This is a genomic window from Marinobacter sp. ST-43 (genome assembly GCF_030541085.1).
Lineage (GTDB): Bacteria > Pseudomonadota > Gammaproteobacteria > Pseudomonadales > Oleiphilaceae > Marinobacter > Marinobacter nauticus.
Genome location: NZ_JASSVO010000011.1, coordinates 84,876 through 107,034, shown reverse-complemented (window position 1 = coordinate 107,034; position 22,159 = coordinate 84,876). Strand labels below are relative to the sequence as shown.

Here is a 22,159-nt window from a genome sequence, read left to right as displayed (position 1 = left end):
CTACCGGCTGTTCCAGTACATCGGCGGCGGCCACATCCGGGTCGGTGCTGGCCAGCTGTAACCGGCCATGGAACAGATCAGACAGCCGTTCGGTCAGCGCGAAGCCGACAACGACAAAGTGATCCGAGGGGAATTCGCCTACACGGGCGGTGAACTGCAATCCGCTTGCCTGGGGCATGACTTCGATCCCTGAAGATTGAATGTATCCGTTTTCAGCCTGCGCCATCCGGGTGCCGGCTCCCGCCAACCCGGGCACACATACCCGGGCGACGGAACACAGTTTAATACAAGCTGCGGGGTATGCGGTACCCTGAGAGCAATTGCTCTGTGAACGGGTTGGTATTGCTGGCCGCGTGCAGGCGATAACGCATTTCCCCGTCATCCACCGTGAACTTCACGTCCACCGCATTGCTGCTGACACCGGTGATGTCCGCCTTACCCAACAACCGGAACAGTGCCCAGGGACCACTTTCGGAAATGCTCCGGGGCGAGCGGTTAACCTGGATCGGCACCAGCGTTACCCGACTCTCCACGGTGTCCCGCAGGGTGTTCGGCCATACCAGCGGAATGCTCTGGCTGGGACCATGGGAGAACTCCACCAGCTGGCCATCGATATTCACCACCGAGCGACGTTTGTTGTTGCTGAGGTTCAGGGGTTCCAGCGCGAATTCCACATCCAGCGTACCGCTGCGGGTGAAAAACGCCTGGCGAATCTGCCGGGCACGATCAAGCGCAGCAACCACGTCCCGTCGCACCAGGCTGGCCCGGCGGGCATCACCCACATGTTCCGGATGGTCTTCCAGGAACAGCTTCAGGTTGTCGTTGTAGAAGGTTTCCAGAATACCGTCCGGCGCGAAGAAGCGCTCGAAGTCCTGCAGCGCAGCATCACGCCCTGCCCCCTGGGTAAACGGATAATGCCGGGCCAGGTTCTGCTGGAAAGGCTGGTAAACCTCGCGATACCAGTCACGCTCCAACTGGGCCACCGCACTGTCCAGAACCACCCGCCAGCTTTCGGTGGCCAGGCGGTTCAGTATCCGGTTCAGGGGTTCCGGCTGATGACCGGCCATGCGTTGCAGGGTGAAGATAGGGTCAGCGCCCTGCAGGCCCATGCGAGCACGAGCGGCACTGAGGGCGGCTTTGCCGGTATCCGGGGATTCCTGGATGTTTCGCATGTATTCATGCAGCTCACCCACCACCAGCATGACTTCCTCCAGCCCAGACGGCTCCTCACCCTGCTTGCGGGTAAGCTGGTTCAGATCACTGAACTGGCGCTCGATGTCCTGCAGCATGCGGTAATGGGGAGATTGCTCAAGCAACTTGCGTGCGGCTTCCGCTTCGCCTTCACCTACCGGAATCAGGCGGGTGTTTTCCCGCACCTGCGCCAGCAATCGGGCCAGTGGCTGATGGCCGCTGGTCAGGCTGTCGAGAATACGAACGCCGTGGTTGAGATCCTCAAACCGATGGATATCCAGCCGGCTCAGCGCTGTGCGCCAGGCCTCGGCATAGTGCTCGGCGTACAGCGTTTGCAGGCTGGCCAGCAGTTCGGCTTCATCGGCCTTGCTGAAATCAACATCATCCCGACGGCCCAGCACCCAGGCGTCAATCAAGGCCAGTTCGGTGACCGATCCGGATTCCCGAAGGAACCATTTTTCCAGTCCCTCCCGGGTCAACAACGCTGGTATCGAAAGTGGATCCTCAGCAGACGGCACATCCTCGGCAAGCGGCTCGCCGTAACTGTCCAGGCGGGTGAACACGGTCGAGAACGCCGGGCCGGAGCTGCGGGCCAGTTCCAGTGGGGTCGGGAAATCACGGCTGGCCTCATTCTCCAGCTCGCGGTATACGCGGTCTGAGGTGCTGATACGACCAAGCTCGTGCTGTGCCCATTCAACACTGCTGCGGAAGGGCGCCAGAGCCATAGTGGCGGTTGGGTCGCCGTTGGCTGCCAGGTCCGACAGGTCGGTGTGGGCCATGGCGTATTGCAGGTGCCCATACAGGCGATTCTGTACATCGCGCTGTCCGGGGAAACGGGCCTGCCAGTATTCACGCATGTAACCGGACACGATGTCGGTACGGCGGCCGCTGGCATCGTAAAGCATCCGCAGCACGCGCAGGTGTTCGAGCCGCTCAGTGCTGTTATCCGGGGCCTGGCCCATTTCCTCCATCACACCAAACATCAGCGCAGGCAGGTATTGATAGGCCAACATGTTCAGGTAGGCCTTATCCACTTCCGGGCCCACCTTGTGCCCCTGGTACAGCCCCATATCGGTCACCAGCCGCCACTCCTTGCGGTAATCGCCGAAGGCCAGAGTGGCATCCCGCAGCTCATCCAGCGGTTGCAGCAGATTACGGCCGGTGGTGTCCGGCTCATAGCCAACCGGCTGCCAGTCGTTCAGATAGCTTTTCACCCGGTTTTCCACCTGGGCGGCCGCTTCGGCATTCTGGAGAAAATAGTGCTGCCAGCCCGCCGTCATGCCCGCACCGGCGGCCAGAGCCACCACGGCGGCAACGGCCACCCGACGATGACGCTGGCGCACCACCCGCCGGTTATCCCCTGCCAGGCCCGCCTCCGGATAGATGATTTCGGGGAACAGCCCCTTGGTGAACAGGCTCGCAGACTGGCCACCACGCTGGGCCGGCTGAATCGGGTCGGACATCTGGTAGTTCCGGGCAGCAGCGGAGACAAAGGCGTCCTCGGGCACACCTTCCTGCAACACCGAGGTGAAGTAGGTGCCGCGTACCAGTGCCGGTGTGGAGAAGGCATCCGCCGACAGCAAATCCGTCAGGAACTGCTCCATGGCCGGCTTCAGGCCCGCCAACTGGCGGGTGAACGAATAAGCCGCCGCCCGTTCTTCGTTATCACGGGTGTTGGCCAGCACGTCCGGCAGGCGTTCGGTGAGCTCATCCACCATATCGGCGTAACGCTCGGCAAACTGTTCCAGCCACTGGTCCTGATCCTGCTGGCCGTCCAGCCTGAAGGTGAACCCCAGGGCCTTATCCTTCTCCGCCTTGCTGAGAGTACGGACAAACGGCGCAAATCCGTACATCAGATCCATCTTGGTGAAGGTCACATACACCGGCAGCCGGGACCCAAGCTGTTCCATCAGCTCCCGCAGGCGGGTGCGCAGCAGAATGGCGTGGGCTTCACGCTGCTGTTCGTTGGCGGCGCTCAGGCGCGCAAGATCCACAGCCAGGATAACGCCATTGAGCGGCCGCTGGGGCCGACTGCGTTCCAGCCAGGCGATAAAGTGGTTCCACAGCCGGCTCTGGATTTCACCGGTGGCACCCTCGCCCTGGTTCTGGCTCAGCAGTTCGCCATCCGGGTCGATCAGGACACCGTTGTCGCCAATCCACCAGTCAAAACTGAACGGGTTACGGTCGCCCCGGTTGTTACGGGTGACGTTGGTCAGGGTATAGGTTTGCCCGGCACGCTGAATCAGGCTGGTCTTACCGGCATCTTCCAGGCCCATCACCAGATACCAGGGCAGACGGTACAGGCCCTTGCGACCCGGCAGATTGCTTTTCAACGCCTGCAGCTGGCGGTCCAGCAACCGCTGTTGGCGACGCTCCATGGGCAGAATCGGGTCTTCCTGCTCCCGCTGCTCCTCGGCCTTGGCCTTGTTCACTTTACCCAGGCGACGGGCCAGCATGGTACCCCAGACCATCACCACCAGCAGGACCACCCCAAGGGTGACCAGAGCACGCATCTGCCAGGCCATCAACGGGTAGTCGCCGTTGATTTCCAGGCGTGGCCCCAGCCACCAGGTGGCTACCAGCAGGGCAATTACCCCCAGAGCCAGGGTGACGGGGGCGGCGCTGCGGATGTAGGGCAGAAGCCAACGACCAATGAGTAATGCTTTTCTCCACATGGTTTCCATTCCTGCGTTCGTTGCGTCTTGCGGGCGTTACGCCAGTCGTTCCAGTTGTTTTATAAGAGCCGGTTCCCAGTCTTCGAGAACCCGCCCCTGGATCTGGTTTTTCAGATCCTGAATCTGTTCGGCGGCCAGGGCTTTCAGGCCGGTTTCCTTGAGCAGCCGGGCCGTGGCCAGGCGCCAGTAGAAGCGCTCGCGCGGCTCCCGGGCATCGGCCAGACCCTGCTCCAGCAGTTCCATGGCCGGCGCCAGTTTGTTCTGCCGCACCAGCTCAAGCGCACCGTCGAATGCCTGCTCCCAGGGATTGGCACCTGCGCCCGTTCCTTTGCCAGCTGCCGGGGCTGTGTGCAACCAATCTGCACCATCGTCACTGAGAAACGGTGTGCCATCGTTGAAGGTGAGCTCGGCCAGTTGCGGCAGGCGGTCGACAAACGCTTTCAGGGCTTCCCGGATGGCCTCCGCGCAATCGGTATTGCCAAGGGCCATGGCCGCCCGGGCGCTGAGCCAGTGGCCATCGAGCCAGAACGGGCTGACCGACAGGCTTTGTTCAATGCGCTGCCACAGTTCCAGGTCCGGTGTTTTCTCCAGAGCTTCCCTGTACTCGGCCACCCGGTCTGCGCTGACGGCTGCCAGATCTGTGCGCTTGCCATCCCGGGTTGGCGGCAGGCTGGTGATACTCTGCCAGATGGCATACCGACGCATCCGGTAGCCCAGGGCGTTGTCCGGTTCGCTGCTGGTCAGCAGTTCGGCGACCTTGAGCAGACTCTGCCGGGTCGCACGCTCATTACTCGGGTCCAGTGTCAGATTGCCCAGCGACGCGGCCGTAGTGTTGGAACTGGCCGAGCTGGAGGGCGATGAGCTGGCCGTGCTCTCCTGTTTGTTTGTCGGGGAGCTTTCAGACGCCGTCCGGGGCGCGGTGGCCTGGTCAGGCTTGGGCAACTTTTCCACGGCCCGCTTCAGGTCGAACAGGGCGTCGTCAGGCAAATCCCGGTCTTTCGCCTGGGTGTCCAGTTTTTCAACCAGGTCCAGACAGAACTGACGACCATCTCCTACGCTGGCATCAAAGTTCAGGCTCTCGACCGCCTTCAGGGCCCGCTGCAGCATCTGGGTAAACAGCATCTTGCGGGCCCGCTGCCCCTTGGCACCGGGATAGGGCCAGGCGTTTTCCCACCAGTCGTCCAGCACCCGATGCAGCAGGTGCAGCGAGAGGGCAAACCGTTCACCATCGCCGCCACGTTGCAGGCTGAGCATGACAAAACCCAGCACCTTGATGTCCTTGCTGCGATCCGCCAGCAATTTCAGTGCTTCGCTTTCAACCTTGTGCCAGTCGATGTCGTTGTGAGCCAGCGAGCCCACTTTCATGATCTCGTCTTCGAGAAACTCCAGCGTGCTGTCTTCAGCCAGGCTTTCGCCTACCCCGGTGTCACCCGGAATCGCGTTCAGTACCTGATCCACGTAAGGGTGCTGTTCAATCACCTGCATGCCATCACTCCTTACCAGCCACAGGCCTGGCGCAAAGGCTTGATCGCCTCAGCAAAGCCGTTGAGGTCAAACAGCAGGCCATCAAGCTCCCGAACCCCCGCCTGCAGGCGCACATCCGGCTGGTTGACCACATCCAGCACGGTGCGGATAGCGGGCAGGCCGCGACCCGCGCTGACCACCAAACCTTCATCCCGAACCCGCCAGTGTGCCCGATGGGGCCCCAGAGTTACGTCCACTCGCTCGCGATCCAGTGGCTCCGGCAGCATGATGGCCAGCTCGGTGATGTTGTTGTGGCACTGCAGTGACAGCACCGGGCGTGGAGGTTGTACCCCGAGCGCGGTCACCGTCACCAGATGACCCGCCGCGCTGCCGGTGTCGCGATAGACCACCCCGCCGGCATCGTTCCCGCTGGCCTGTGCAAATACCCTGCGCCAGCGCTCCGACTGGTTCACCAATGCTGGATGCTGGCCGGCCTCGTACTGCGCCAACGGCGTACCGAACACCTCATCAAAACAGGCCAGACGTTCCAGCCGGTTCGGTTGTTCAGTGCAGGCCCGGGCTTCCGCCAGGCGGGTATCAGCCCAACTGCTGGCACTCACCAGCAACAAAACCATCAAGGGCAATCGGTGCAGGTCTTTCAGGGTCATACGTCGGTTACCTGATACTTCAGACATTTATGGGCCAGTGTGCGTTTTGGCAGGCCCAGGCTTTCCGCGGCCTGAGCGCGATTGCCGCCATACTGGCGCAGACGTTCGCGGATGATGGCGGCCTCAAAGGCCTGGGCGGCGGCTTTCAGATCGCGGATATCATCGGCCGGAGGTACGCCCGGAATGGTTTTGGCTTCCACGAAGGCCATGGTCGACTCCGGGGAGTCGGCAAACAGATCGTCCAGGCGCAGGACTTCCGGCTGAATGTCGTCACCGGCCGGGGTCTGCAAACAGGCCAGTTCGATGATGTTGCGCAGTTCCCGGACATTGCCCGGGAAGCTGTAGTCGGCCAGCGCGCTCAGGGCGTGGCTGCTGATGCCCAGCGGGCCACTGCCCTCGCGCTCAGTGTAGAGCCGGATGAAGTGACGGCTGAGCGCTTCCAGATCTTCACTGCGTTCCCGCAGTGGCAGAACGCGCAGGGGAAACTGGCTGAGGCGGTAGAACAGGTCCCGCCTGAACCGGCCATCCTCAATGCCCTCCTGAAGCGGCTGATGGGTGGCCGCCACCAGGCGGAAATCCGAATGTTGCTCTTCCCGGGCACCCAATGGCCGGAACTGTCGGCTTTCCAGCACCCGCAACAATTTGGATTGCAGTGCCATGGGCATATCGCCAATCTCATCCAGAAACAGGGTGCCGCCGTTGGCCTGGGCCAGCAGACCTTCTTTGGCCTGGTCGGCACCGGAGAAGGCACCCTTGGTGTGACCAAACAGTTCACTCTCCAGCAAGGTGTCCGGGATGGCGGCACAGTTGACCACCACCAGAGGCCCACTGGCACGGTCGGACATATCGTGGATGCCCCGGGCCACCACATCTTTGCCACAACCGGTTTCGCCCTGAATCAGCACAGACAGCTGGCTGCCAGCCGCTCGCACCACCTGGGCCCGGAGGTGGGTCATGGCTTCGGAATTGCCAACCAGGGTATAGGCTAACTGGCTGCAGCGCTGGCGCAGGCTTTCGGCATCGTGCAGGTGGTCCAGGGAGCGCTTGAGCAGCCGCCGTTGCCACACCTGGTCACGGGTTTGCAGCTGGCTGATCCATTGATGCACCAGCAGTTGCTTCAGGCCGCTGTAAAGTGGCTGCGTGACGATGCCCTGCCAGTCCGGGTGGTCGCCGCACAACACGAGCATACCGAGGGTGCGGCCATCTTCGCCTTTTAGTGGCTCCAGCCAGAAGCTTCTTGGACGGCCACTGAGTTCCAGGAGCGTCTGGAAGCCGGCATGATCCAGGCGATAGCTGGCAGCACGGGTGAGTTCCCGCGGCTGGCCTGTCTGCAGCACGTGGGCAAAGGGGTGGCTGAAGTCGTTACAATCAAACTCGCCCGCTTCGTCCAGTTTGCTGCAGTGCAGGGTCCGGCCGCTGAGGTCGAGTTCCAGCGCCCAGCACTTGCTGAGCCCGAAGGCGCTTTCGAGTTGGCGGGTGGCGGTGTTCAACAGCGCTGGCAGTGTGTCCTGTTTGATCAGTGCCACCGCCAGATCGATGCCGGTGTGCAGTTCCTTCTGCATCCTTCCCATGCTTTCATTCCCAGAATAATTACTTAGGAGATCGTCGCCCGCGCATCCTGCGGGGTGGCTTTCCAAAACACGCTGTGAATACATCCTTGTAAGCTCCGCTCCGCCCCTCACTGCTTACTGCTCCTGCGTCGCAGTGAGGGTCCTGTCTTGGCCATCCCTGGCCAACCCGTGAAGGGCTTTCGCCCTTCACCCATGGCTCCGCAGGGTTTTGGAAAGCTATCCCCCACGGTGCGCTACGATTCAGTCAGCCCGAAAGTCAGGCGACTGTGCCCGTGAACTTGTTTTCAGTAACCCCAAGCGTCACCTTCGTCACCGGCTCCCTGGCCGCCAGTTTTTCCAGCAGCGCCAGCGACACCGGTGGCAGCAGTTCGCCTTCGATGATCGACTCCAGCATCCGCGCGCCGTTTTCACTTCTGGTGGCGCGGCTGCGGATGGCTTCGACCAGGCCGTCTTCCAGTTCCACATCGGTGTGGTAGCGAGCTTGAATCTGATCCGCAAGGCGCTGGAGTTTGTCGCCGACGATGCGGTTAAGAGTGTCTTCTCCCAGCGGCAGGTAGGGCACCACTTCCATCCGCGCGAGCAACGCCGGCTTGAAGAAGTTGGCCAGTTCCGGGTACAGCGCTTCTTCGATTTTCTCCGGCTCTTCGGCGTGATTGACGATGGTCTGGAAGCCGAGGTTGGAGGTCAGGAAAAAGACCACGTTCTTGCAGTCGATCAACCGGCCTTCTCCGTCAGCCAGTTCGCCTTTGTCGAAAGCCTGGTAGAACAGGTTAAGCACTTCCGGGTGGGCTTTTTCGACTTCGTCGAGCAGCACCACGGAATAAGGCTTCTGGCGGATGGCTTCGGTGAGGATGCCGCCTTCTCCGAATCCGACGTAGCCTGGGGGCGAGCCGATCAGGCGGGAGACGGTGTGTTTCTCCTGGTATTCGGACATGTTGATGGTGGTGAGGAACTGGCGGCCGCCGTAGAGCAGTTCAGCCAGTTGCACCACGGTTTCGGTTTTGCCCACACCACTGGGGCCTACCAGCAGGAAGGCGCCCATGGGGCGACCCGGCCGGCGCAAGTCGGCGCGGGCGGTGAGCAGGTGCTGATGCAGGCAGTCGATGGCCGTGTCCTGGCCTTTGATATGGGCCTGCAGGTACGCCGGCAGGTGGGTGATTTTTTCCAGCTCGTCGGTGGTCATGCGATTAACCGGGATGCCGGTCCAGTCAGCGATGACTTCGGCTACCTGGCGGGCGTCCACCCGGGCGTGTACCAACGGTTCGTCGGCCTGGAGTTCAGCCAGTTCCTGTTCGATGGCGGCGGCTTCGCTTTTCAGGTCCGGGCGTTCTTCGCGATCGCTCTCGGCCAACTCAACAGCAACGTCATCTGCGGTTTCGCGCTCGACATCCCCCACCAACAGCTGTTCACGGATCTCGACCAGCCGGGCAACAAGCTCCCTCTGGTCATTCCAGCTTTGTTCCAGCGCTCCGGATTCGGCGGTCAGGTCAGCAATCTTCTGCTCCAGGGCCTGTTCGCGCTCGGCATCCACGTTCTGGCCAAGCGTGTGTTCCCGGCTCAGAAGCTCCTGCTCCATGGCCAGCTGGTGCAGTTCACTGCGCACATGACTGAGACGGCGTGGCGGTGTACTCAGGTTCAGGCTGACCCGGGCGCAGGCGGTATCGAGAACATCGATGGCCTTGTCCGGCAGCTGGCGACCGGCCAGGTAACGGGCGGACATTTCTGCGGCGGCTTTAAGGGCGCTGTCCGCGATCAGTACCTGATGGGCTTTTTCGTAGACCGTGCGCAGGCCACGGAGGATGTGGACGGCTTCGCCCGGCGTTGGCTCGTCCAGGGCCACCGGTTGGAACCGGCGGCTGAGAGCCGGGTCTTTTTCGAAGTATTTCTTGTACTCGCGCCAGGTGGTGGCAGCAATGGTGCGCAGTTCGCCACGGGCCAGGGCTGGCTTCAGCAGGTTGGCAGCGTCGGAGCCACCTTCGCTGTTACCCGCACCGATCAGGGTGTGAGCTTCGTCGATGAACAGGATGATCGGGGTCGCCGAACCTTTCACGGCTTCGATTACGCCCTTCAGGCGTTTTTCAAACTCGCCCTTCACCGAAGCACCAGCCTGCAGGGCACCCATGTCCAGGGTCCAGAGTTCGACGTTCTTCAGGCGGTCCGGCACGTCACCGTTAACGATGCGCAGGGCCAGGCCCTCCACCACGGCGCTTTTGCCCACGCCTGCGTCGCCCACCACGATGGGGTTGTTCTTGCGGCGACGGCATAGGATATCGATCATCTGATCGATCTCGGCATCGCGACACACCACGGGGTCCAGTTTGTCTTCCCGGGCCAGCTTGGTGAAGTCAGTGGCATAACGTTTGAGCGGGTCCATATCGGCTTCAACCGCTGGCCTGGCACCACCGCTTTCCGTCAGCTGCGGACGCTCCACAGAACCCTCGGTTACCCGATCAAACTGCTTGCGCAGCTGTTCCCGGTTGATGTCCACCAGCGCCTGCGCCACCCGGGGCATCAAGTAGCGATCGGCGTTCATCAGCAGGGCCAGGAACACCGCGCCGGAACGCAGTTCGGTATGGCCGAGTTCGGTGGAGGCCAGCAGCCAGGCGTCCTGCATCAGTTCTACCAGCAGCGGCGAGAACGACGGATACGGTTCGGCGGTCTGAGGTTCGCCGTTCAGGCTGTCACCCACCACGGGTTGCAGTTGCTGGTGGTTGATGCCGGTGTGTTCCAGAATCTGGCGCACATCCGAGAACGGCGTTTCCAGCAGTTTGAACAGCAGGTGCGCCGGGGTAATCTCGGCGCCCTGACGGCTGATGCACAGGGCCGCGGAGGCTTCCAGAGCCTGGCGTGAAATGTCGTTAAGGCGCCCGATCAGCGCCGGCAGTTCTACCCGAATCACAGTGATGTCCTTATTTCGGTAGTTGTTCCAGAACGCTGAGCACATCCCTGATGCGTTCGTTCAGCGCCATGTTATAGAGCGAATAGATCCCGGCCATGGCCGCCACAAACAGGCCACCAATACCCCACAAAGGCAGGCCGCTGCGCAGGCGGTTGCGGGCCGGCATCAGGTTTTCCGTAGCGTCGGCCAGCGGCCGGCTGTCGCGGTCGCCACGCAGTTCCCGAAGCTGGTCATAGAGGCCACGAACCACCTGTTCGTATTCGTCCCGACCGTTTTCCATGACCTTGTAGCGACCCTCAAAACCCAGACACAGGCACAGATAGATGAACTCGAGCATGTCCCGGTAACGAGTCGGCTCTTTTTCCATGCGGGCCAGGATGGCAAACACCTTTTCGCCACCCCAGGTTTCGTTATGGAATCGGCTGAGCAGCGAATGCTGGGACCAGACGCTGTGGGCGCCCCAGTCGGTACCCAGCACAGCCTCGTCGATGAAGGCGCACAGCACGTAGCGGTAGGCCACCACCGTGGGGCGCTCATAGCCCTGCTCCACCAGTTCCCGGTCAACGGCGGCGACTTCGTCCACTACCTGCTGGTACAGGGTTTCCACCTCGCGGAAATCCGCCAGTCGCCGCACCCGAATAACCAGTCCCAGCAGCGGGGTGGCGGCGTCAATCAGCCGGTTATCTTCCAGGCCACGAAGCTGGAAGCTGCTGTCATCGGATTCAACCGGCGACTGGCCGGCGCCGCTATCTGCAAACAAAAGGTCGCTGAATGCACGATCACCCGAATCCCTGGTGTTGTCTGGTCTGTCCATTACCGGTGCATCTGCCATGATTTAGCTCCTGATTGCCCAGAATTGCATCTCCAGCCCCGGGAAGCTGCCCGCCACGTGGAAGGCAAATCCACTGGCGTTGTCCAGCATCTGCCAGGCCTGGCTTTGATCGTCCAATCGGAAATACACAAAACCGGCGTGGTAGGGCAACTGACGCGGGGCCACCGGAAGTGCCGACAGTGGGATACCCGGCAGCTGGAGGCTGATGAGATCCCGAATCTTCTCCACGGAGGCCACCTTGCACTGCTGAACAAACTGTTTGCGCAGGTCGTCCAGTGGCATATCGGCTTTGACCGCCAGAATGAACTCGGCGTCGTTCATCAACTGGCCATCCTGAACCGGTGCGACGGTGAGTCCGTACTGGCGCTGCTGCAGGGCAATCGACAGCGCCCGGGGCTCCAGGACCGTGCTCAAGGCCTGCCTTAGAATCTGCATCAGCGGGCTGAAACAGCCTTCCGGCAGATCGTGATCGTAAGGGGTGAATTCCCTCGGCAAACGGCTTTCATCGGTAAAGGTGACCAGCTCCCCACACAGCTCCAGAAGCGCTTCGTACAAACGCTCCGGGTGCAGCTGACGCAGCCGTGCCAGGTGCATGAAACGCGGGTGCGCCCGGTTCAGCATCTGCAGCAGCATGAAATCCGAGACATCGGCGACACCACCCTGCCCGGGCGCGCCCACCCGTTCGGCAATGTTACGGGCCCGTTCCTGCATCAAACCCGCCATCTCACCGACAAAGCGCTGAAGCCTTGGCGCTGAGCGCACGCTGAGCATGGTCGGCAGGAAGTTCGGGTCCATCACCAGGCTGCCATCGGGACGTTTTTCCAGAATCCGGCCAATGGCCAGTGCTGCATAGGCACTGCGATCTTCCCGCTCCAGCATCAGGCGCGGAGCCACCCGCCCCACATCGATGGTGTGAGCATCGCCGTCAATGGAATGCAGATCCCGCACTTCCACCGGCTGCGCCTGGAACCGGCCGGCCACGGGCGCTTCCGGCCATTCGACTTCGGCCAGGCTATCGCTGCCCAGAGGTAAAGCCAGATAGACCACCTGGTTGGCCACCGAGGCATCGGTGATCTCCAGTGGCTCCGGCATCACGTCGTCCTGGGGCAGGTTGAACCGGGTTCCGTCCGGAAACAGTCCGGAGGCCCGCACCAGTCCGACCCGACCAAAGCTCAGGTATTCGGCATTGAGCTCCAGATCACTGAACCCGAACAGATAGTCCGAGACGGCCAGAGCCCGTTCGTTAATCTGGTGTTCCAGATAGCGTTGCTGTTGCTGGAAGTGCTGAGGTTTGATGAACAGCCCATCACTCCAGACCACTCGATTCGTGACTGCCATTAGCTTTCATCCGACCGTCTGAGTTGCACTTCACGTTCGCGCAGGTTCACCAGCAGGTGATACCGTCCGCCAATCGGGTCGACCTTCACCACTTTTTTCCACTGGGACAGGTTCGGGTAGGCGTAGAAGGCGATCACGGCGATGTAGCGGGTGTCGGTGCTGACCTCAAAGGGCTCGACAAACTTGAACTGGCCGGGCACAAGGCTGTAATCGCTATGGTCCACGTAGTTCTGGCCCAGAGAGTCCTCCAGGTCGTTCAACAGCTGGTCGAAATCGCCCGCCATCAGCAGCGAGCTGTCCCGCAGTTCAATCACCTGAAACGCAATGGGGGTGGGCGCCAGGGATTCGTTCGGGTTCACGTTCGGTTCCGCCAGCATGGTCAGATCCACCCGGCTGGGCAGATCTTCCGGGTAGCCAACAGGAATATCAGGATCCCAGAGCACCTTGGCGGTCTTGGTCACCGCGTTGTAAGGGGTGCTACACCCCGCCAGAATCAAAGCAACAACCAGCAAGCTCCATTTGCAGTACTTCACAACAGTTTCTCCCTCTGTAATTGGCGCAAGTGTTGGTCATAAGCCTGGTCGAACACTTCCTGGAACAGGCGCTCGAAACCCTGCTGACGACTGGATTTCAGTTCACGGTAATAGTGTTGGTACATATCCCAGGCCCAGCGGCCCTCGTCTTCGTTGTCCTGCAAACCACGGCGATAGCCGTGAAACCGGCGCAACAAGGCTTCCGGTGAGAAGGCGTGCAGAATGGCTTCCAGCGCCTCGCGAATGGCTTCACGGGTGGCCTGCTGGTGGTGATTCAGGCTTTCCAGGCTCTCACGGACAGCAGCGGGGGCCGACAGATGCACCGGACTGCGCTGGGCGGCAAACAGAGTCTGAATGGTGTCCGGATAGTCGTTGGCCAGCCGCAGCGGGTTGTCCTCGATGGGCTGCAAGCGGGTCCGCAGCGCCTGGTGACGGCTGTCTTCGCCCTGATGCAGCGCCAGCAATCCTTCCACCGTTGCCTTCAGGGTCTGCCCGGCTTCCTCCAGAAACAGCCGCATTTCGTCGCTGTCGGCAAAATCAATATCCGCATCCAGCCCCCGGAGCAGTGGTGCACCACTGATGTGCTGGCGGCTGACCTCCCGCATGTTTCGTGTCGTTTCGGACATTCCCTGTCGTTCCTTATGCTCGCGTTGTGGGGTAACCGGCAGGCCCATGGCCACATCCCGGTTCTCCCGGTACTCATCGCTAACCTCAGCCGAACGGGCAAACCAGGCTTGGTCGCTGGCCAGCAGCTCGGGAGCCTCCTCGTCCGGGCGCGTCGGTTTTTGCTGCCAGGGCGCCAGCGGATCACAGCTGACCGGATCGCCGGCTGCCGGCTGCAAACCCTCCAGAGGCTCGCGACCTTCAGGCCGGTTCTGTTCGTTGGCGGCATGCCGTAAACCATTCTCGGGCGCATCCACCAGGCCGTGATCTTCGTGTGCGTTGTGTTCGGTTTCGCTGACAGCCGCCGGTGCGCCGGAGAGCTCGGCCCGTATCTGGTAGCGGCCTATGCTCACGGTGTCGCCGTGGCTCAGCCGGGCACGACGGCCCCGCCCCACAGGCTGACTGCTGCTGTTGATGTAGGTCCGGCCACTGCGATCAATCAGGCAGAAGCCGCCGTCCAGGTAACGCACCTCGGCATGGCCGGCGACAGCGCCGGTACGGTGAGGAGAAAGCTGCCAGCTGTCGCTGGCCGCGGTGCCGATGGAACCGCCACGGGTTCCGAAGCTATGTTCAATGCTGGCGCCACCACCGGTTTCCGTCGGGTTGGTGATCACTAATGTCAGTTCTGCTGCTTGTTGTGCCACGTCTCCGGCTCCCTGCCCTAACGTCTGATCTGTATCCGCACCGCCGGACGCTCACGGGCCCGGTCCGGTGTTACGAAGGAATTCCAGCCCAGGCGAACATCCTCGCCCAGTTGCATGGGGCGAATATCCTTGGGCCGCATTTGCAGCTCCAGGTCATAGGCCAGCTGCTCCCGGGTAGCGAACTCCACCAGTTTGACCAGGCGCTGGTGATCCCGGCCATTGGGCAGAAAATCCGCAAACCGCTGCCGGGTCAGATTGCGCAACCGGAGAATAAACTTGCCGCTGCGATCCCGGATGCGCGAACCCACCAGCGTATCTTCGCCCAGGGTGGCGTTGGCCCTGCCCAGCGCGGTCTGCTGATCCCGAGCGATGTCCACTTTGCGCAGCACCCACTGTTCGATGCTGACGTCGTCCAGGTCAAAACAGTGGCCGATGATGCCGCTGACCACTTCCGGTGACCGGCTCCGGCCCGCCATCAAGCCGGCATAGGCCAGCATCTTGGACCAGTTCACCGGCGTCGCTTCCCGCAGCCGACTGTCGCCCAAACCGGTCAGGGCAAACACCAGTTCCGAAAAACCGTCGCTGGCCCCGGGCTGGAATCGGATGTAGTAGCGGTATTTGCGCCAGGCCCGATGGAACAGGGTCACCAGCCGGTGATTGAAGAAATCCAGAAAATGCCGACGAACACCGAGATTCTGGCCCGCTTCCCAGGCCAGATCTTCCAGGTAATAACCGGGCAGTGGCGACTGGGAGCCGTGAAGCCCCAGGAAGCTGACTTCCATCTGATAGGGAGCGTGCTCATGCTCCGGCGACAGCGCCGACACCACATCACTGCCGGGAAACCCCAGGCCGGCCGAGGCCGAGAACCGGATGCGTTCCTGGCGGGGCTCATCGTGACCGCCACGCTCCAGGTCGTCTCCATGGTGCCGGTGAATCAGATCCACCAGCTGAAAAAAACTGTATCGCCGCGCGTTGCCGAGAACGGGTTCCAGCCCGGCTACATCAGCGGCTGCTGACCTTGCTGTAACGTCCATGTATACCGTTCCTGATTGTCTGTATTCACCACTTCCAGTTGGTGAAACGCATTGATACTCGCGTAAAGCGCAAAAAACTGACTCAACACCGTGCCGAACAGGTAGAGGTCACCTTCACTGGCAAACCCATGCTGATCCAGCTGCAGCTCTGAGCGGATACCGCGCACCGGCAGCCCGCGAATCATGCGATCAACCGGCTTGGTGGTGATGCCCGTGATACCCGCCAGCCGCTTCTGGGACACCCGCTCAGCCTGTCGGTCGACGAGGGCCCGGAAGTCATACACTCGCAGCACGGTGCGCAGGGCATCCACATCCAGCATCGACAGGTAGTTCAATGACAGGTTGGATATCAGCGTCCACAACAGGCTGCCATCCAGGGTCGGCCGCAGGGTCGCCGTCGGGCGCGTGATATTGCTGAATGCGGCAAAGGCCGGTGTACTCTCGGTGGCCATGCACACTTCCCCGACGGCCAGTTGTTGTGGCAACTGGCGATTGGTGCACGTGAGAGTCAGCGAGACCGCTTCCTGACGATTCAGACATTCGGTTTCATCACCACGAACAAAGGAAATGTAGTGATCAAAACCATCACCACGCACGCTCTCCCGGGTACGTACCCGGTAGTAAAGGGCGGTGCGGCCGCGATCCCGCTCCACTTCATGCTGGAAACTCTCGAACGCCGTGTAGATGCGCGGCTCACCCCGGCCGGAACGGCCTTCCAGCCAGCCCTCAACCTGCTCGATACTGAACACCTCGTAGTGTTCCGGGCAGCGGCTGGAGGGTGAAATACGGTATTCAGTCTGGCGACCGTTCAGGTCTACGGGCTCGCCTTCGTGGCTGAACAGATTTACCGCGGGGGTGCAGTACAACTGCATGGAGTCCCGGGTTACCCGGGTGTCCGGGGGCAAAATCCGGCTGAAGTGGAAACGCAGACTGATCTCATCAGCCTGCACCGCTGGCAACCGGGATTTCAGGCCGGTGATATCAACAAACCGGAAGGCCTCCGGAAAACTCAGGTACTCCTGGATAATCCGGTAGCCGGCATAAGCATTCTTGGGATAAGGCAGGATCGCCTCGTCTGCCGCAAAGCCAACCGGCTGCAACAGGGATGAAGGCAGACTGACCACACGGTCGCCCACCACCAGCTCCATACGGCTGAGGTAATGGTTTAACCACAGATACAGAGTCTCTGCCGTGTGGTTGTCGCCCCCCAGGTAAAAACGCAGATTTTCCAGGCCAATGCCATTCAGTGGCTGGTCCGTATGCAGGGCCAGGTCTACGGTCACGGAGGAAACTTCCCGTGAGTGCTCGGCATTGGCATCGGCCACACTGATCGGAAAAATATCCACCGACCGGCAGGTGCGGAACCGGCATTGGGTCTGGCGGCTGGCGTCGCCCAGGGGGCGGCTCTTGATCTCGGTATGACGATCCACAACCTGACGTTCACTGATGGCATGCAGCTGTGGATCAAAACGCATGATGGTGCAGCTGGGCACTGGCCGCAGATAATTGGGCCAGAGCATGTTCAGCAGCGAATGAGTCAGCTCCGGAAACTCGTCCTCAACTTTTTCCCGCAGTTTGCCGGTCAGGAAGGCGAAGCCTTCCAGCAGCCGTTCTACGTCCGGGTCGGTGCTCTGTTCGGATAGAAAGCGGGTGAGCTGCGGGTGGGCTTCGGCAAATTCCCTGCCTTGCAACCGCAGAAAGCTCAACTCATCCCTGTAAAAGCGATTTAACTTCATCGTTACTGCACCACTAGTCTGGCCCCGAGCAAGGGTGTGGTTGGCCTTTCCAAAAGACGCTTCAAGCCCATCCATGGGGCGCTTGAGCTCCGCCATCCATGGCTCCGCACACTTTTGGAAAGGCCAACCACACCCTCGCTCTCATCCTTGCCTGCAGAATACTACCCATGACGCTAGATCACGCGGTAGTACCGCTTATCATCCAAAACCAGGTCTATGGTCGTCCGATCATCGCTTCCTGCAACGTTCAGGTAGACCGTCACCTGGAACTTCAACTGCAACGGGTCCGGGCCCGGTGGCATGGCTACCACATCCACCCGCTTAACCCGCGGCTCAAACTTCTCGATGCACTGACGGATGGCCCCGCGGATCTGGATGCTCAGGTCATGAGTGCCCAGAGTGGCGTCGTTGAAATCCAGCAAGCCAAGATCCGGTGCGCTGCTGCTGTTGCCCGGGTGGGCGTTCAGCAGTCGCACCAGGTGGCGCTTGATGGATTCCACCACATGGGTGAACTCGCCCATGCTCTGGCCCGCGGGAGCGGCAGCCTGTTCAAGCCGTTCAAACAGGCTGCCGGTGTTGCGAACGCCGTCAGTGCCGGTGCCGTCGAACACGGATTAATCCTTGTCCAGTCGGCCAACCAGCGAGAGTTCAAAGTTGGCGCCCATGTATTTGAAGTGCGGACGCACTGCCAGGGAGACCTGGTACCAGCCCGGATCGCCTTCTACATCGGAGACTTCCACTTTCGCGGCACGCAAGGGGCGGCGACTGCGGACGTCTGCAGGCGGGTTTTCCTGGTCGGCCACGTACTGGCGAATCCAGGTGTTCAGTTCCCGCTCCAGATCCTGGCGCTCTTTCCAGGAGCCGATCTGCTCTCGCTGCAGCACCTTGATGTAGTGGGCCAGGCGGTTCACGATCATCATGTACGGCAACTGGGTACCCAACTTGTAGTTGGTTTCCGCTTCCTTGCCTTCCTTGGTGTTCGGGAACTGCTTGGGCTTCTGCACCGAGTTGGCGGAGAAGAACGCGGCGTTATCGCTGCCTTTACGCATGGTCAGGGCGATGAAACCTTCTTCCGCCAGCTCGTATTCGCGACGGTCGGTAATCAGCACCTCAGTCGGAATCTTGGCTTCCAGCTGACCGAAGGACTCGAAGGTGTGCACCGGCAGATCTTCCACCGCACCACCACTCTGGGGACCAATGATGTTCGGGCACCAACGGTACTTGGCGAAGCTCTCGGTCAGGCGTGTGGCCAGCAGGTAGGAGGTATTGCCCCACAGGTAATGCTCGTGGTCACCGGAGACATCTTCCTTGTAGTTGAAGCTGCGCACCGGGTTTTCAGTCGGATCGTAAGGCACCCGCAGCAGGAAGCGCGGTGCGGTCAGGCCCAGGTAACGGGCATCCTCAGATTCCCGCAGGGAACGCCACTTGGCGTATTTCGGGCCTTCGAAAACGGCGCTCAGCTCTTTGATGGCCGGCAGTTCCTGGTAGCTGTCGACGCCGAAGAACGACGGTGCAACCGAGGACAGGAACGGCGCGTGGGACATGGCGCCAACCGACGACACGTACTGCAGCAGCTTCATGTCCGGTGTTGATGGGCTGAAGGCGTAGTTGCCAACAATCGCGCCCACCGGCTCACCACCGAACTGGCCATACTCGGCGGCATAGATGTGCTTGTAGAAGCCGGTCTGGGTCACGTCCGGAGCAAATTCGAAATCTTCCAGCAGCTCGGTCTTGGTGGCATGGAGAATATCCACCTTGATGTTCTCGCGGAAATCGGTGCGATCCACCATCAGTTTCAGTCCGCGCCAGGACGATTCCAGCTCCTGCAGCTTGGGCGCGTGCAGAATCTCATCCATCTGGGCGCTGATTTTGCGATCCAGCTCGACCACCATCTGGTCGACCAGCGCCTTGTTGACCGGCTGGCCTTTTTCATCGCTCTTCAGCAGGTTGGCAATAAACGTGGCCACCCCTTTACGGGCAACATCGTAGCCTTCATCGGCCGGCGCCATACGGCTGTTGGCCATGACCTGGTCAAGCAGAGAGCCTTCTGCTACGGATTCGGAGGCAGCAGATTGCTGCACAGCAGTATCAGACATACCACATCCCTTCAGTACGTGATTGATAATCGGTGTAGGTTACCGGGTTCCGGTGTTGCGATTACTCGCCGCCGTCGGTGGCCAGCTCAAGTTCAGCCAGCAGCTTTTCCCGGGCGTCGTCGTTGTCCAGCAGCTCCTGCAGCTTGGAACGGAACGAAGGCACGTTGCCCAGCGGGCCCTTGAGGGCAACCAGGGCTTCACGCAGCTCAATCAGCTTCTTGAGCTCAGGGACCTGGCGGGCAATGCTGTCCGGAGAGAAGTCTTCGAGCCCCTGGAATTCGAGATTCACGGGGAGGTCGTCGGCACCGTCTTCGAGCTTGTTGGAAACACTGGTGGAAAGCGTCAGACCCGCTTCCTTCATGACAGAACGGAAGTTGTTCTTGTCGACGGAAATGGCCTTACGGTCTTCAATGGGGGTTTCTTCAGCGTGACCCTTGAAATCACCAACCACGAACATCTTCAGTGGCAGTTCGGTTTCGGCCTGCTGATCGCCTGTGGCGGGGACATACTTGATATTGATGCGCTCTTTCGGCGCAACGGAACCGTCTTTGGCAGACATGGCGTGCTCCCTGTGCAAGTCATTTGCAATTGTATCGATCCTTGGTGCCTGCCCTCCTGGCAGACAACGCGTAAAACTGTACACAGGTCACCCAGGGTTCTCAAGCAAAAATTGGCCAGCGATGGCTCAAAATGTGTACTTGGGCAAACTTTTGCCAGATTGCCAGGGCGACCGGAAAGCCGCTGTTTCGGTCAATGACGCCAACCACCACCGTCGCTATACTGCCAACATGTTTGAACGGAAAAAAACCACCAACACCACGGAGACACAACATGAGTGACCTGAAAGCAAAATTCGAAGAAGCGGTAAACTACATCCAGACGGCGGAAGGCGATTTCAAACCTTCCAACGAGTTGAAACTGGAATTCTACGCCCTTTACAAGCAGGCCACCGAAGGCGATGTCAGCGGCAAGCGTCCGGGCATGATGGATTTTGTTGGCCGGGCCAAGTACGACGCCTGGGAGAAACTCAAGGGCATGTCCAGCGATGACGCCATGCAGCAGTACATCGACAAACTTGAATCCCTGAAGTAACGCCCCTGCCCCGCCGCCACACCGGTTGCGGGGCACCGCACCCGCCAGAATTTTGCGCCGTTCAAACGTTTGTCATATGATGCGCGCAACATAACAAAAACAAGCTTTTGAACGAGTAAACACCATGGACATTACTGAGGCCCTGGAGCAATCGCGCCCAGGCATGATTGGCCAGGTACAGGCCGCCATCCGCAAACGCGAACTGAATCAACGCGCCGAGCAAACCTATCTGCACTGGATCAGCCGATTTGTGCTGTTTCATGATCTGAAGGATCCGGACAATCTGGCCGAAGAGGATCAGAAGCTGTTCCTGACCTATCTGAGTGAAAAGATCCGGGTATCCCGGGCGCGACTGAATCAGGCCAGTCAGGCTCTGAGCTTTTTCTACGAAGATGTGCTCGGCAGGCCCACTGCTGCAGATTCAGCCGCTGCCTGAGCCCGGGCAGCAGGGCCGATGATTAACGACCGGTGAGATTGGTATTCAGGGTATCGTAGGTGCGGTTCTCGGGTGGCCGGATCACGTAATTGTTGCCGTGGCTCTGGCCCGGTATCACTTTGGGATTACTGAAACGGATCTCGACGGGAATCTCGGAACGACCCAGATCGGTTCGCGGGTCTCTCGGCTGCAGGGCCAGCGGGTCCAGATAGAAATCGTCATCCGTTGCCTGCTGCACCGGTACCCCGGCCGCCGGCGCTGCCAGCCCACCCTCAATCACAGTATTGGCCAGCTCCTCTTCCGCGACTGAGCGAAACGGAATCGTGTCGATAGTGGAGCGCTCTTCGTACTCAAACGCGGCGTCATCGTCACTCTGGGCATAGGCAGGCAACGCCGTCAGCAGCATCAACGGCAACGCCAGCAACGCTGCCCCGGCTCGTTTTCCCTCTGTCTGTTTCCTGGCATTCATGGCGTTCATCCCAACCCTAGCCGATCTTCCATTTTCCCTGACGGGTGACAATATTTGATCAGTCTATCGCCAAAAATGACCCTTTGCCCAGGCAAAAGCCAGTTTTGTGACAGCACTCACTTGTCGTTCGAGGCCATTTGGTAGCGGATATCGGTAATCACCACCTGCTTCCAGCCCTCAGGGGTTCTCACCGATACCTCGTCATCCAGATGCTTGCCAATGAGCGCCCGGGCCAGCGGAGAATTGATACTGAGATAGCCTTTTTCGAGATCGAATTCATCGGCACCCACGATTCGATACTCCTGCTCACTGCCGTCCTCATCCTCGATGGTCACCCAGGCACCAAAGAATACCCGGCTCCGGTCCTCTGGCAGGCGATCCACCACCGAGACCTCATCCAGCCGCTTGCTGAGGAAGCGTACGCGACGGTCGATTTCCCGAAGCTGCTTTTTGCCATAGATGTACTCGGCATTCTCGGACCGGTCTCCCAGGGCAGCCGCTTCACGTACTGCCTGGGTAACCTCTGGTCTCTTTACTTTCCATAGGAATTGCAGCTCATCCCGGAGCGCCTGCTCACCTTCGGGGGTGATATAGCGCGGCCGGTTGTTGCCTGAAGGCGTCTGGTTGGCCATGGGTGTCCTGGTTCAAGAAACAATGCATTTCGGAAGGGCAAAAAAAACCCCGTGAATCACGGGGTATAAGGCTAGCGCTGTGCTGGAGGGGGAAGCAAGCAGATCATCCGCCCGCTTCCGCATCTACACCCTCTATTCTGCACATTGACCATTACCTGCCTGTGGCCATGCGATTACCTTTTGGCA

18 protein-coding genes are annotated in these 22,159 nt (G+C 60.4%); 2 read left to right on the top strand and 16 right to left on the bottom strand.

Translation table 11 applies throughout. From position 1 onward, the window contains the following. Positions 1-281: 281 nt before the first annotated feature. From tssM to tssB, 14 genes are all read right to left on the bottom strand, one after another. Positions 282-3,875, bottom strand: coding sequence for a type VI secretion system membrane subunit TssM (tssM, locus tag QPL98_RS13750; RefSeq protein ID WP_153741737.1), 3,594 nt, complete (start codon positions 3,873-3,875; stop codon positions 282-284). A 27-nt stretch (positions 3,876-3,902) separates the two neighbouring features. Further along, positions 3,903-5,351 (bottom strand): type VI secretion system protein TssA, encoded by a 1,449-nt coding sequence (tssA, locus tag QPL98_RS13745; protein ID WP_303293432.1) that lies wholly within the window; start codon positions 5,349-5,351, stop codon positions 3,903-3,905. Positions 5,352-5,362: 11 nt separating this feature from the next. Further along, positions 5,363-5,998: a type VI secretion system-associated protein VasI gene (vasI, locus tag QPL98_RS13740; protein WP_303293431.1), complete on the bottom strand. Its 636-nt coding sequence runs from the start codon at positions 5,996-5,998 to the stop codon at positions 5,363-5,365. Further along, on the bottom strand, positions 5,995-7,560 hold the full coding sequence (locus QPL98_RS13735; RefSeq protein ID WP_303293433.1) for a sigma-54-dependent Fis family transcriptional regulator: 1,566 nt from the start codon (positions 7,558-7,560) through the stop codon (positions 5,995-5,997). Before QPL98_RS13735 ends, vasI begins: the two co-directional genes overlap by 4 nt. A 265-nt stretch (positions 7,561-7,825) precedes the next feature. Continuing rightward, entirely contained in the window at positions 7,826-10,468 is a 2,643-nt protein-coding gene (gene tssH, locus QPL98_RS13730) for a type VI secretion system ATPase TssH (RefSeq protein WP_286714241.1), read from the bottom strand. Positions 10,469-10,478: 10 nt separating this feature from the next. Then, positions 10,479-11,300, bottom strand: coding sequence for a type IVB secretion system protein IcmH/DotU (icmH, locus tag QPL98_RS13725; protein WP_023008683.1), 822 nt, complete (start codon positions 11,298-11,300; stop codon positions 10,479-10,481). A gap of 3 nt (positions 11,301-11,303) precedes the next feature. Then, positions 11,304-12,638, bottom strand: coding sequence for a type VI secretion system baseplate subunit TssK (tssK, locus tag QPL98_RS13720; RefSeq protein WP_014422964.1), 1,335 nt, complete (start codon positions 12,636-12,638; stop codon positions 11,304-11,306). Continuing rightward, positions 12,638-13,171, bottom strand: a complete 534-nt coding sequence (gene tssJ, locus QPL98_RS13715; RefSeq protein ID WP_011787131.1) for a type VI secretion system lipoprotein TssJ — start codon at positions 13,169-13,171, stop codon at positions 12,638-12,640. Before tssJ ends, tssK begins: the two co-directional genes overlap by 1 nt. Further along, the gene (gene tagH, locus QPL98_RS13710; protein ID WP_278350560.1) at positions 13,168-14,478 is read right to left on the bottom strand and encodes a type VI secretion system-associated FHA domain protein TagH; all 1,311 of its coding nucleotides are present in this window, start codon (positions 14,476-14,478) and stop codon (positions 13,168-13,170) included. Before tagH ends, tssJ begins: the two co-directional genes overlap by 4 nt. Before the next feature lie 17 nt (positions 14,479-14,495). Then, a complete protein-coding gene (tssG, locus tag QPL98_RS13705) occupies positions 14,496-15,512 on the bottom strand; it encodes a type VI secretion system baseplate subunit TssG (protein WP_014422966.1) in 1,017 nt (338 codons plus the stop codon). Next, positions 15,476-17,248, bottom strand: a complete 1,773-nt coding sequence (gene tssF / locus QPL98_RS13700) for a type VI secretion system baseplate subunit TssF (protein ID WP_011787134.1) — start codon at positions 17,246-17,248, stop codon at positions 15,476-15,478. The genes tssG and tssF overlap by 37 nt, the downstream gene beginning before the upstream one ends. 173 nt (positions 17,249-17,421) lie before the next feature. Continuing rightward, positions 17,422-17,859 (bottom strand): type VI secretion system baseplate subunit TssE, encoded by a 438-nt coding sequence (gene tssE / locus QPL98_RS13695; protein ID WP_199451578.1) that lies wholly within the window; start codon positions 17,857-17,859, stop codon positions 17,422-17,424. Between the two features lie 3 nt (positions 17,860-17,862). Next, positions 17,863-19,344: a type VI secretion system contractile sheath large subunit gene (gene tssC, locus QPL98_RS13690; protein WP_011787136.1), complete on the bottom strand. Its 1,482-nt coding sequence runs from the start codon at positions 19,342-19,344 to the stop codon at positions 17,863-17,865. Between the two features lie 61 nt (positions 19,345-19,405). Continuing rightward, the gene (gene tssB / locus QPL98_RS13685; RefSeq protein ID WP_011787137.1) at positions 19,406-19,903 is read right to left on the bottom strand and encodes a type VI secretion system contractile sheath small subunit; all 498 of its coding nucleotides are present in this window, start codon (positions 19,901-19,903) and stop codon (positions 19,406-19,408) included. A gap of 272 nt (positions 19,904-20,175) precedes the next feature. On the opposite strand from tssB, the gene QPL98_RS13680 reads away from it, so the two are divergent. Both QPL98_RS13680 and QPL98_RS13675 read left to right on the top strand, forming a co-directional pair. After that, on the top strand, positions 20,176-20,436 hold the full coding sequence (locus QPL98_RS13680; protein WP_011787138.1) for an acyl-CoA-binding protein: 261 nt from the start codon (positions 20,176-20,178) through the stop codon (positions 20,434-20,436). Positions 20,437-20,560: 124 nt separating this feature from the next. Then, on the top strand, positions 20,561-20,872 hold the full coding sequence (locus QPL98_RS13675; RefSeq protein ID WP_228224237.1) for a site-specific integrase: 312 nt from the start codon (positions 20,561-20,563) through the stop codon (positions 20,870-20,872). A gap of 22 nt (positions 20,873-20,894) precedes the next feature. Here the strand turns inward: QPL98_RS13675 and QPL98_RS13670 are convergent, their stop codons facing one another. After that, the gene (locus tag QPL98_RS13670; RefSeq protein WP_081698849.1) at positions 20,895-21,278 is read right to left on the bottom strand and encodes a hypothetical protein; all 384 of its coding nucleotides are present in this window, start codon (positions 21,276-21,278) and stop codon (positions 20,895-20,897) included. A 179-nt stretch (positions 21,279-21,457) separates the two neighbouring features. Beyond that, complete coding sequence (gene greB / locus QPL98_RS13665; protein WP_014422972.1) at positions 21,458-21,973, bottom strand: transcription elongation factor GreB; 516 nt, start codon at positions 21,971-21,973, stop codon at positions 21,458-21,460. Positions 21,974-22,159: the final 186 nt, after the last annotated feature.

What these genes read in the sequence shown, in the direction of transcription:
- tssM (WP_153741737.1), bottom strand. Translation starts at nt 3,875, where the DNA reads ATGGAAACCATGTGGAGAAAAGCATTACTCATTGGTCGTTGGCTTCTG.
- tssA (WP_303293432.1), bottom strand. Translation starts at nt 5,351, where the DNA reads ATGCAGGTGATTGAACAGCACCCTTACGTGGATCAGGTACTGAACGCG.
- vasI (WP_303293431.1), bottom strand. Translation starts at nt 5,998, where the DNA reads ATGACCCTGAAAGACCTGCACCGATTGCCCTTGATGGTTTTGTTGCTG.
- QPL98_RS13735 (WP_303293433.1), bottom strand. Translation starts at nt 7,560, where the DNA reads ATGCAGAAGGAACTGCACACCGGCATCGATCTGGCGGTGGCACTGATC.
- icmH (WP_023008683.1), bottom strand. Translation starts at nt 11,300, where the DNA reads ATGGCAGATGCACCGGTAATGGACAGACCAGACAACACCAGGGATTCG.
- tssK (WP_014422964.1), bottom strand. Translation starts at nt 12,638, where the DNA reads ATGGCAGTCACGAATCGAGTGGTCTGGAGTGATGGGCTGTTCATCAAA.
- tssG (WP_014422966.1), bottom strand. Translation starts at nt 15,512, where the DNA reads ATGGACGTTACAGCAAGGTCAGCAGCCGCTGATGTAGCCGGGCTGGAA.
- tssF (WP_011787134.1), bottom strand. Translation starts at nt 17,248, where the DNA reads ATGAAGTTAAATCGCTTTTACAGGGATGAGTTGAGCTTTCTGCGGTTG.
- tssC (WP_011787136.1), bottom strand. Translation starts at nt 19,344, where the DNA reads ATGTCTGATACTGCTGTGCAGCAATCTGCTGCCTCCGAATCCGTAGCA.
- tssB (WP_011787137.1), bottom strand. Translation starts at nt 19,903, where the DNA reads ATGTCTGCCAAAGACGGTTCCGTTGCGCCGAAAGAGCGCATCAATATC.
- QPL98_RS13680 (WP_011787138.1), top strand. Translation starts at nt 20,176, where the DNA reads ATGAGTGACCTGAAAGCAAAATTCGAAGAAGCGGTAAACTACATCCAG.
- QPL98_RS13675 (WP_228224237.1), top strand. Translation starts at nt 20,561, where the DNA reads ATGGACATTACTGAGGCCCTGGAGCAATCGCGCCCAGGCATGATTGGC.
- QPL98_RS13670 (WP_081698849.1), bottom strand. Translation starts at nt 21,278, where the DNA reads ATGCTGCTGACGGCGTTGCCTGCCTATGCCCAGAGTGACGATGACGCC.
- greB (WP_014422972.1), bottom strand. Translation starts at nt 21,973, where the DNA reads ATGGCCAACCAGACGCCTTCAGGCAACAACCGGCCGCGCTATATCACC.